We start from the raw sequence: 11,113 nt of genomic DNA, 5'->3' as shown, positions 1-11,113 counted from the left end.
CATCGCTTGGTCTTTCCCAGTTGAGCAAATTCATATATCACAAGCTTTTTGGCTTTTTCTAATCGTCGAACTCACGTTCAATAAACGACCGCCTGAATTCAATAAACAACCGCCCGAATTCAATAAACGACCGCCCGAATTCAATAAACGACCGCCTGAATTCAATAAATGACTGGATTTAAGAAGAAATTCGATTTGTGTGTACACGGTAGCCCAATCCATCGGGGGGACTACAGGGGGGTTTTGTTATGTGCATCTTCATAGAGAATTGGTATAACCTATTCTCAAGAGCAATATGATTTTGTTAGATGACCCAAAAAAATTGGCAAAAAACGCACCTCTTCGACTCGGAGAAGGACAGGCTGGAACGAAAGTTCAAGTCAAGGTAAGGAGAGGTTTCTCGAACTCACGTTAAATTAATTTGCATTAGGTTGTCGATTGCAGAGTTTGCTGTAGCTTGAGTAAGCGATCGCTCGCTGCTTGTAATGTCTCAGGTGTTTTGCTAAAGCAGAATCTGATCAATGAATGGCCTTTTTCTGGTTGGCTGAAAAAGCTGGAACCAGGAACTACGGCAACACCAATATTTTTAATGAGATGGTAAGTGAATTCAATATCTGTTTTGTAGCCAAATTTAGAAATATCTGCAAGAACATAATAGGCTCCTTGGGGAAGGAAGTAAGGAATGCCAACTCCATCGAGTATCTGTAAGATCGAGTCTCGTTTTTGGTGATAAAGCTTGCCTAGTTCTTCATAATAGGATGGTGGTAGTTGCATGGCGGCAACTCCGGCTCGTTGCAATGGTGCGGGAGCGCCAACGGTGAGAAAATCATGGACTTTGCGAATGGCTCCCGTTAATACGGGGTTTGCCAAAATGTAACCAACTCGCCATCCGGTGACACTATAAGTTTTGGATAGACCGTTAATGGTAATGGTGCGTTCTTCCATACCGGGAATGGTCGCTAGGGCAATATGTTGAGTGCCATCATAGAGAATATGTTCGTAGATTTCATCTGTGAAGGCTAACACATCCCATTTTTGACAAAGTTCAGCAATTAGGGTGAGTTCTTCACGGGTGAAAACTTTGCCGGTGGGGTTATGGGGTGTGTTGATAATAATAGCTTTGGTATTAGCATTGAAAGCTTGACGCAACTGTGCTTCATCAAATGTCCAATGGGGAGGATGCAGTGTTACGTATCGGGGTGTAGCACCAGCTAAAATCGCATCGGGGCCGTAGTTTTCGTAATATGGCTCAAATACAATTACTTCATCACCAGGATCGACTGTCGCCAGCATTACAGATGCCATTGCTTCTGTAGAACCACAGGTGACGGTGATTTGGGTTTCAGGGTCGATATCTAAGCCGAGATACCAACGAACTTTGCTAGCGATCGCATGACGAAATGCGCGATCGCCCCAAGTAATGGCATACTGGTTGACATCTGCCTCTATGGCTTCATAAGCTGCCTGTTTCAACTCCAATGGACATGGAAAATCAGGGAACCCCTGAGCCAGATTCACTGCACTATATTGCAGTGCCACCCGTGTCATTTCCCGAATTACCGACTCTCTAAACTGGTCTGCCTTCGCTGATATTTTTTTACGCCCAATCTCACTCACTCCCCTACCTCCGTTGATCTCGATTGCGGTTATGCAGGAATTTTTCTAAAACCCATAATACCGATAGCTTTATCGTAGTATACTCAAATTCGAGATTCAGAGGGAATGCAACCTTATAATCTATATACTTAATTATTGATATTAATAGTCAATTACTGAAGTACTGATCCAGAATCATCATGAAATCTTTGCACCGTCCCGATCTCTATAGCTGGTCTAATTTCAATCCGGCAAGAAATATTGATTTCAATGGGATTGCCTGGATTCGCCCAGATGGAAACATCTTGATTGACCCAGTAGCCCTATCAAACCATGATTGGAATCATTTGAAATCCCTCGGTGGTGTAGTCTGGATTGTGCTGACGAATTCCGAGCATGTCAGGGCAAGTAAAGATATTGCCGATCAAACTTATGCTAAGATAGCCGGCCCAGTGGCAGAAAAAGACACTTTTCCCATACCTTGCGATCGCTGGTTATCTGATGGTGAAGAGTTCGTACCTGGGTTAAAAGTAATTGAACTCCAAGGCTCGAAAACTCCCGGTGAATTAGCTCTGTTACTGGAGGAGACAACTTTGATTACAGGGGATTTAGTCAGGGCACGTAAAGCAGGTAGCTTAACTATATTGCCAGATGAAAAGCTACTGAATCGAGAGGAAGCTGTTGCTTCGGTTCGCAGGTTAGCTCAACTGAGTCAGGTTGAAGCAGTGCTGGTGGGGGATGGTTGGCCCGTCTTCCGCGATGGACGCGATCGCTTACAGGAACTTGTAGCCACGCTGTAAATGGTTGAGAGTCAAAATAAGGGGAGAGGGGAAGACTGTTTTACTCTCGAAAAGGAGTACATTTCCTAGAGTTAGGCTTTTCCCTTTGCCTCTATTTTCAATTATTAGGAGCAAAGCGCGAGTCTCCTGTGGAAAGGCTGCGCGATCGCGTGCAGAATATTTACAGTGTTGCCGCCTAAAATTATGGATAATTCCCCAGTGGTCGCTCAAGCAGATGCATCCTTACCAAATTACACTCAGGAAAATATACATCTAGTGGAGTCAGCAGTTATAAAAGAAAAGATCGGAACTGATTTTGACTCTCGCATGATGCTGCGGTGTTTGGAACTTGCTCGCCGCGCTTTAGGACGAACTTCCCCAAATCCTTTAGTGGGAGCGGTGATTGTCAAGGATGGCGAGATTGTCGGCGAAGGGTTTCATCCTCGTGCAGGTGAGCCTCATGCAGAAGTGTTTGCTTTGCAAGCAGCAGGCGCTCGGTCTCGTGGTGCAACAATCTATGTGTCACTTGAACCTTGCAATCACTACGGACGTACTCCCCCTTGTTCGGAAGGATTGATCCAAGCTGGAGTGGCAAAAGTCGTAGTGGGTATGGTTGATCCCAATCCACTGGTAGCTGGAGGTGGTATTGCCCGTTTACGTGCGGCGGGAATCGAAGTGTTAGTAGGAGTAGAAGAAGCAGCTTGTCATCAGCTCAATGAAGCTTTTGTGCATCGCATTCTCTACAAACGACCTTTAGGAATTTTAAAATATGCCATGACTTTAGATGGCAAAATTGCTACCACCTCTGGTCATAGCGCCTGGGTGACAAGCCAAGAGGCCCGCAATGAAGTACATCAACTACGGGCGGCTTGCGATGCAATAATTGTCGGCGGCAATACAGTCCGACAAGATAATCCTTATTTAACTAGCCATCATGCGGAGGCACATAATCCCCTGCGGGTGGTAATGAGTCGTCATCTCAACTTACCGGAAAGTGCCCATCTGTGGAAAACTGCGGATGCTCCAACTTTGGTGTTGACTCAAAAGGGTGCTAACCCCGATTTCCAAGAACTGCTGCTCAAACAGGGAGTGGAAATCGTGGAATTAACATCACTTACACCAGATAACGCAATGGCGTACTTATATGAGCGGGGTTTTTGTAGCGTCTTATGGGAATGTGGCGGTACCTTAGCTGCTAGTGCGATCGCTCAAGGAGCAGTGCAAAAAGTTTTGGCATTTATTGCCCCAAAAATCATTGGTGGTAGCATTGCTCCCACACCAGTGGGCGATTTAGGTTTTACTACCATGACTGAGGCATTGTCTCTAGAACGTGTTCGTTGGCGTGTAGTCGGCTCTGACTGCTTAGTGGAAGGTTATTTTCCCCAAAAAGCCAATAGTCAATAGTAATAACACTTGACTATCAATCAATTCATCGTGATTTTGCTATCATGAACACTGACGTTCATGGGCAATATCACGTATAAGGGCTAGCCGAGATTGAATGTAGTGGCATAGAAAGTCAGTTTCGTTAGAATCTAACAACACTTGCGTTTCGGTTTGTTTTACTAACCACTGCACCAAGCTAGCATCATCTAGTTGTAAGAGGAGCTTGGCTTGCGCGGTTTCAACCACTGACCAAAGCTGACGCATGATTGTAGGAGTCATCAGACCTCGATTGAATAATGAGCTATTAGCTGTCTTTAGATTACACAATTCCGATCGCAATTTACGACATGAATGTAGAGGCTGAGACAAGTATTATTAAAAACTTAATAATGGTATTTATAACTTTATGAAGATTAAGAATTTGAAACTAAGCTTGAAAATGGGAATTGAGAATTGGGAATTGGGAAAACAGATTTTTATGGCTTTAGTTGCAAAACCTAGAAGACAAATACACTAATTCTAAAAACTGGGTTTTTGTGTTTGTAAAGACCAAAATTATATTGATTTTAGTCCAGTAAAGACAGTTTTTTCAATACTATATTGAATCCTGAATCTGTCTTCTAAGATACAAAAATTTAATTTTTGAGAACAACGTTTTCTAAAAACTTAACACCTTTTGGCTGTTGATGGACTTACAAAATCATGTAAATTTTCATCCCAAATACTAATGTAAATAAAATTACATTCTTGGCGGATAATCTGACCCTTGACTGAGCCATTCTTAAAACTAAAATTATCAGACTGACCCTGTTGCACCTGTTTAAGTCCCTGCTTAATTTTTTCAGTGGCTTGCCCCTCTAACATTCCATTTAAGGTAGCTTCCATTACCTGCGGGTCTACCGATTGGGCAAAAGATACCTCAGTTTGACGCAGGACTTTAGAATTACGATCAAATAAGTAGCCAAGATCAATTTTGTTTGGCACTAGTTTGTAAACAACAGCACGGGTATTGCCCCATGCGCCTCTTAAATCTTGATTTGGTTTGCCGAGGGTAGCTTCTACGGCATTTCTGGATGTACCTGTAGGAAATGCGGGAACGCTTTGACTGCTGGTAGTTACAGTTACTTTTTTAGATGGCTGTTCATTCTTCTGTGATGCTGAAGGTGCTTCTGGTGTGGGAACTGCAATACTCTCTGGTTCTAGCTGTGGTGTAGAAGACACTTCTGGCGCTGGAGTATCTAAAGTTACAGGCTCTTTTTCTGGCTGTGGCGTGGATACAACTGGGGGATTAAAGGTTGGTAAAGGAGCGGGAATGACTCGCTTTCGTGGTTGTGAGACCGGTACAACTGGGGCTGGAGAAGTTTGGGAAGAAAGGGGCGATTCGGTAGATGCGGGAGTAGGCAAAGATTCTAGTGATGGAGTGCGACTTGTGACAATGGTTGTTTCTGGTTGTTGCTGACGAATGATGTTAGAAATCACGACTGCACCAATCAAGCCGCCTACCAACAAACTACCAATAATTACAGCAGGTTTTTGCCAGTTTCCAGGAGTGGAAGTCCCTGAAATCACAGTTGGTTTTTGTAGGGAATATAATGGCTGGGTTTGTCGAGTCGATGTCGCAGGGGGATAAAAATTAACTGTGGGAGTATTTGCAGCTAACTCAGGAGGGATATTACTAGCAGACTGCAAAGCGTGTAACATCTTACTAGCAGTGCTGTAGCGATCGCCAGCATGAGGCTTAATTGCCTGATTGAGTACCGCCGCCAATTGAGAAGAGACGTTAGGGGCGTGTTCCTGCCAAAGTATTTCCCCAGTTTTAAGATCGGTTTGCAATTCTTGCGGGTGTTTGCCAGTCAGCAGATAAATCGCCGTTAAACCTAAGCTGTAGATATCAGTGCTGTAAACTGGGCGGCCAACGGCTTGTTCGCTAGGCATATATCCAGGCGTACCAATAACGAGCGATCGCGTCGGGTATCCTGAAGAGTTGACCACAGAACGGATTGTTTCTTTGACTGCACCAAAATCAATCAAAACTGGCTTGTTATCAACAGAACGGAGAATAATGTTCTCAGGTTTAATATCCCGGTGAATAATGCCTTTACTGTGGACATAATTTAACACCCAAAGCAGACTCAAGAGAATTTGCCGAACAGCAGCTTCACTCTCAAATCCTTTGGCTTCGACAATTTTCGTCAGAGTTTGGCCGTGAATCCATTCTTGGACAAGGTAAAATTGCCCGTTCTCAGAAAAGTAGGCGTAGAGTTTAGGAATTTGGTTACTACTTTCACCCAAATATTCTAAGGTTGCGGCTTCCCGTTCAAACCGTTGTTGGATCAGTTGGTAATTTTGCGGATCATTATTAGTTATCGGTTTGAGTTGCTTAATCACACAACGACGGCGAGAAGGCATGTGAACATCTTCTGCCAGAAAGGTTTCGCCAAAACCCCCAGCACCGATTACCTGGATAACTTGATAGCGATTGTTTAGCAGGGTTATTGTCATGAAAAATCACAAGCGTAGACACCGGAGACATTCCGCCTCTGGGCTTGTCGTCAGACACCGCCCTTTCCAAATGTACATCACATGAGTTCATAAGTTATGAACACTGAATTAAGAACGCCATTCAATTATGAATTAGTTTGACAGACTACTATTTCCGACTTGTGTGTACATCGTAGTTACAAGTCAGTGACCGCCGTAGACATCGCTTTTTTGCATAGAGAGATTACTTAGTACAGTTTTGCGTAAAAGCGTAGCATTTTTAATGCAAGCCGACGCATTAATACCAATTCTCTATGAAGTTGCACTTAATAACAAGGTGATGATATAATCCCATCCACAAATAGAAGCGATTACTTCTGCTGAGATAGAACCCTTAAACCTGTTTTAACTTCCGTCTTAATTTATATGAAATCCCCTCGCTTGTTCACCATCAAATTTTCTTAGCACCTTGGTATCAAGAAATGGAAAAGTATTTAGTCACCAAAGAAGAGATTGAGTCTTATGAAGGACTAGAAAAAACACATTTTCTCAACTCCAATGCTCGCAGACTGAATAAGTCTTTAGGAGATTTGACAGGTTTAAAAAATATCGGTTTCCACATCATTGAAGTAGAGCCTGGACGTGAATCAACGGAGCTTCATATGCACTATCACGAAGAAGAGTGCGTATACGTTCTTGAGGGAGAAGCTGAGGCAACAATTGGAGAAAGCATTTATCCAGTTAAAGCAGGAGATTTTATTGGATATCGTGCTGGTGGTAAGCCGCACAAGCTGAAAAACACGGGCAATTCTATATTCAAATGTATAGTAGTTGGTCAAAGGCTAGACCATGATATCGGTGACTATCCAAATTTGCAGAAGCGTATATATAGGAGCAAAGGTTTAAAGTGGAATCTGGTCGATATGGAAAATATAGCTGAACCAGTAGCAGGTAAGAAGGCATAACAGGTAGTAACAATGTAAGCCGATGCATTGTTATTGGAGGGTATTGCCAAATTTGATTCGCTATGAATTAATGAAATGCCTTACTTTAGTAAACTTCACCATCAAAAAGGCATGGAAATCACAGATGCGATCGCATCTGTGATTTGAGCAATATTACTAGAATTACTAAAGTTTGAACAAGTTAACTAAGGTTTACACTACTTAATTGAACTCTATAGTCTCAACAAACTCTAAAATACTCTCCTTGATATCTTCAGCTTCTTCTTCCAGGGAATCGGGGGTTTCGCCGTCAAGAAAGCTGTGCTGACTACTAACTATATACAAAAATTCACCACTGATAAAGGTGAGCAGACCCCGGTACGCATCTAATCTGATCGCAGTTCCATTATTTTCTTGCTTAGAAATTGTCGAGCCTTTGGGCATATCAATTAAGACATAGTAAGCGCCTCGCAAAGTATCTTCCAGATATTCGGTGTACTCCACAGAAGCATCTGGTACATTGGCAAAAATCGCTTGAGGTACATACTTATCTACTAAAATTGTTTGTAAATATTCTTCTTGTCCGACAGACTCCAGTTCCTCTAACTGTTCTAGAGGGAAAGGATAATAATCGATTCTCAACAAAGTACCGATGTCATCAGAAAAGCCAACTACTCCTTCCTGGCTTTGAATTCTACCGCCCTGCTGGGGATCAACCGGAATTGGCACGGTAAAATTACCTAAAGGGGATTGATATGTCTGTTCGCTAAAATCTTCTATGACTACTGTCTCATCATCATCGTCTTCGTCTGCATATTCTTCTTCTGCTTCTTTAAAGGCTGCAATTACCTCCTTAATAATTTCCTCTGCTTCTTCATCTTCCAGGTCTAAGGCTGCTTGTAGCTTTTTGAGGTAGGCTTGTTTTGGTTTGGCGATCGCGAGTTCATCGTCTAAAAGCACTATTACCCCAGCTGCAAAACCATCCAGCACTAATTCTTCTGAGAGAGATACTTTGGCAGCATTAAACAGGGGGCCAATTCCCTCCTCTTCTGCAATGGCTAGGAGTCTATCGACTATTTCGGCAATTTCATCTTCTGAGTATTCCTCGAAAACCTCGAATTCCCAGAGGATACCCGCTAAACTTTCTGCATCTACATCTTCAATCATTGAATCAGCGATCGCAGTGACAGTTGCGATCGCTGCTACCGCTTCCTCTGGACTTAGTGATTCCTCTGATGTCTTTGGTGAGTTAAAAACCTTGTCATATTTGGTCATAATTGCTACCTAAATTAATTCCTCAACAGTAAAAACAGATTGAAAGTGACAATGGTCAGTTTACCAATGGAGCGAATCTTCTAGAGAAAAAGTTGGCTAATGCTTGGTCTACTCAATATTGCTCAGGTGTAACAAAATCTTGTTGACAGCTAATCTCCAAGAAATTGAGATGTTCTCAAATCTGTTGTCGAATATACACTTAAACACGAGTTAGGCTCAATTTTTACCACAGGTCAACTTAATTAAATATTGTAAATTTTTGTTATTAAGCAATTATCGTTAATAAATGCTATATTTTCCTTTATTTTTATCCTCTAGCAGATGAATTATATCTATCGATAGAATTATAAACTAGCTAGCGATAGATACCTATACCGTGGGCAGGATGTCACAATACCGATGTCTGTAGCGACACACAATAGCCAAAGCGTTTGTACTGTTAGTTCTACAAATGTAAATTACATGAAATTTTGAGTTTTTTATGGTAAAAACCCCTCCATCTCAGTTTTCCCCAGATCAATACAAAGTTGATTCTGCACAAGAAAAAGTAGACGCTATTATAGAAACGCCACCATCAGAAACCGAGATTGACCTAGAGTTTCTTTACACCAGAGATATTGAATTTCGTCAGGAAACCATTTACTTTCTGGTGGTAGATCGCTTTTATGATGGCGATCCAGATAACAGCGAAGGTGAAAATTCAGAACTCTACGATCCCAATAGACAAGAATGGGGTAAGTACTGGGGTGGTGACTTGCAAGGTGTCATCGATAAGTTAGATTATCTCAAAAATATGGGAGTTACTGCCCTTTGGCTAACTCCACTATTCGAGCAAGTAGAAGAGTTATTTATTAGCAATGCGGCGATGCATGGCTATTGGACAAAAGACTTTAAGCGGATTAATCCTCGCTATATTGCTGATGGAGAGAATCCTTCTTTAAATGCTACCCAAGAAGAAAAAAATACGACATTTGATCGGTTAATTACAGAACTGCACAAGCGGAATATGAAGCTGGTGCTGGATATTGTCTGCAACCACAGTAGCCCTGATACCAGTGGTAGCAAAGGTGAATTGTATGATGATGGCGTTAAAATTGCTGACTTCAATGATGATGTCAATCATTGGTATCACCATTACGGTGAAGTGCAAAATTGGGAAGACGATTGGCAAGTACAGAATTGTGAACTAGCTGGTCTTGCAACTTTTAATGAAAATAATACAGAATATCGACAGTATATTAAGTCAGCAATTAAACAATGGCTAGACAGAGGTGTGGATGCACTGCGGGTTGATACTGTCAAGCACATGCCGATTTGGTTTTGGCAAGAATTCACTGGCGAGATGACCAATCACAAACCAGATGTATTTATTTTTGGTGAATGGATTTATAGTAATCCGAGTGACGATCGCTCGGTAGAATTTGCCAATCACTCAGGCATGACACTTCTAGACTTTGGGCTATGTGTGGCAATTCGAGCCGCATTGGGCCAAGGTTCAGAAATGGGATTCCAAACAATTCAATACATTTTTGACCAGGATTATCGCTATAACGGGGCAACAGAGTTAGTTACCTTCATCGATAACCATGATATGTGCCGCTTCCAATCGCTGAATCCTGATCCAGCGATGTTGAAGGTTGCGATCGCCCTAATTATGACATCTCGCGGTATTCCCTGTATATATTACGGCACAGAACAGTATTTACATAACGATACTGATGGCGGTAATGACCCATATAACCGCCCGATGATGGAAAATTGGGATACCGATAGTGAAGTTTATCGTTGTATTAGATTGCTGTCTGGTTTACGGCGGCTAAATCCTGCTATATCAATGGGTAGCCATTGGCAGAAATACTTGACTGCCGATGTTTACTGTTATGTCCGCCGCTATCGTGATTCTCTGTGTTTTGTAGCTTTAAACCGAGGAGGGGAAGTTACTCTCCCTGAAGTAGAAACAGAATTACCCGATGGTGAGCATACTTGCGTAGTGACTCGCAACAAGTATGAAGTAAAAGACGGTAAGATTTATGACCTAGTAATAGAAGAACGGGGAGTGCTTGTTTTCAGCCACGTTGGGGAACGGATCAAAGCACAAACAATTGTGCGCGTCCAACTCAATGGTGTGGATACCCAACCCGGTGAAATCATTGTGGTGACAGGAGATTGTCCAGAGTTGGGTAACTGGGATATCAGCAAAGCATATCCTTTGGAGTACATCAACTCAAATACTTGGTCTGCTGAGATTCCCTTTGATGAAAGCACTGGTAAGCTAATTGCTTATAAATATGCCATGTGGCGGGAAGGGCGATCGCCTCTGCGGGAAAATTTGGTTAATCGTCGCTGGGTGATTGCCAAAGAAGGTACCGTTAAATGGCGTGATACCTGGGCATCGGGAAGAGAATCGTAGAAATTTCAAATCAACAATGAAGTGTGAAGGAGCAAAATTTTCATCCTTTACACTTCTTGGGCTTTATGGTTTCGTCTTTGGCGTTCTCAGAGAGTAGCCATAATCCTTTTCGGATAAGGATTCTTTACTTCCCTTATGGTTTCAGAAAAGGGGAAGGGGGATAGTTTTAATTGCCCCTTCCCCTTTTGTGCTGGCATAAGGGTTGTTAAGAGTCCTTGTCGGAAAAGGATTATGGCGACTCG

8 protein-coding genes are annotated in these 11,113 nt (G+C 42.4%); 4 read left to right on the top strand and 4 right to left on the bottom strand.

The annotated features are described in order from the left end of the window. Nucleotides 1-426 precede the first annotated feature (426 nt). Nucleotides 427-1,617, bottom strand: a complete 1,191-nt coding sequence (locus G1O98_RS32325) for an aminotransferase class I/II-fold pyridoxal phosphate-dependent enzyme (protein ID WP_163937106.1) — start codon at nucleotides 1,615-1,617, stop codon at nucleotides 427-429. Nucleotides 1,618-1,796: 179 nt separating this feature from the next. Between G1O98_RS32325 and G1O98_RS32320 the strand changes: the two genes are divergently transcribed. Together G1O98_RS32320 and ribD are read left to right on the top strand one after the other, a co-directional pair. Beyond that, the gene (locus tag G1O98_RS32320) at nucleotides 1,797-2,396 is read left to right on the top strand and encodes an MBL fold metallo-hydrolase (RefSeq protein WP_163937103.1); all 600 of its coding nucleotides are present in this window, start codon (nucleotides 1,797-1,799) and stop codon (nucleotides 2,394-2,396) included. A 183-nt stretch (nucleotides 2,397-2,579) separates the two neighbouring features. Beyond that, nucleotides 2,580-3,779, top strand: coding sequence for a bifunctional diaminohydroxyphosphoribosylaminopyrimidine deaminase/5-amino-6-(5-phosphoribosylamino)uracil reductase RibD (gene ribD, locus G1O98_RS32315; RefSeq protein ID WP_163937109.1), 1,200 nt, complete (start codon nucleotides 2,580-2,582; stop codon nucleotides 3,777-3,779). 42 nt (nucleotides 3,780-3,821) lie between these two features. Here ribD and G1O98_RS32310 read toward each other — a convergent pair whose 3' ends face one another. Together G1O98_RS32310 and G1O98_RS32305 are read right to left on the bottom strand one after the other, a co-directional pair. Continuing rightward, complete coding sequence (locus tag G1O98_RS32310; RefSeq protein ID WP_163937100.1) at nucleotides 3,822-4,040, bottom strand: hypothetical protein; 219 nt, start codon at nucleotides 4,038-4,040, stop codon at nucleotides 3,822-3,824. Between the two features lie 387 nt (nucleotides 4,041-4,427). Next, complete coding sequence (locus tag G1O98_RS32305) at nucleotides 4,428-6,263, bottom strand: serine/threonine-protein kinase (RefSeq protein WP_163937097.1); 1,836 nt, start codon at nucleotides 6,261-6,263, stop codon at nucleotides 4,428-4,430. 461 nt (nucleotides 6,264-6,724) lie between these two features. Here G1O98_RS32305 and G1O98_RS32300 point away from each other — a divergent pair, with 461 nt between their 5' ends. Continuing rightward, nucleotides 6,725-7,207, top strand: a complete 483-nt coding sequence (locus G1O98_RS32300) for a cupin domain-containing protein (protein ID WP_163937094.1) — start codon at nucleotides 6,725-6,727, stop codon at nucleotides 7,205-7,207. Between the two features lie 201 nt (nucleotides 7,208-7,408). Here G1O98_RS32300 and G1O98_RS32295 read toward each other — a convergent pair whose 3' ends face one another. Beyond that, nucleotides 7,409-8,461, bottom strand: coding sequence for a hypothetical protein (locus G1O98_RS32295; protein WP_163937091.1), 1,053 nt, complete (start codon nucleotides 8,459-8,461; stop codon nucleotides 7,409-7,411). A gap of 481 nt (nucleotides 8,462-8,942) precedes the next feature. On the opposite strand from G1O98_RS32295, the gene G1O98_RS32290 reads away from it, so the two are divergent. Further along, nucleotides 8,943-10,871 carry an alpha-amylase family glycosyl hydrolase gene (locus tag G1O98_RS32290; protein ID WP_163937087.1) on the top strand — a complete coding sequence of 643 codons (1,929 nt, stop codon included), beginning with the start codon at nucleotides 8,943-8,945 and terminating at the stop codon, nucleotides 10,869-10,871. Nucleotides 10,872-11,113 lie beyond the last annotated feature (242 nt).

Source organism: Nostoc sp. UIC 10630, assembly GCF_010747425.1.
Classification (GTDB): domain Bacteria; phylum Cyanobacteriota; class Cyanobacteriia; order Cyanobacteriales; family Nostocaceae; genus Nostoc.
Note: the sequence above shows the minus strand (reverse complement) of the source record. Positions and strands in the feature narration are given on the sequence as shown.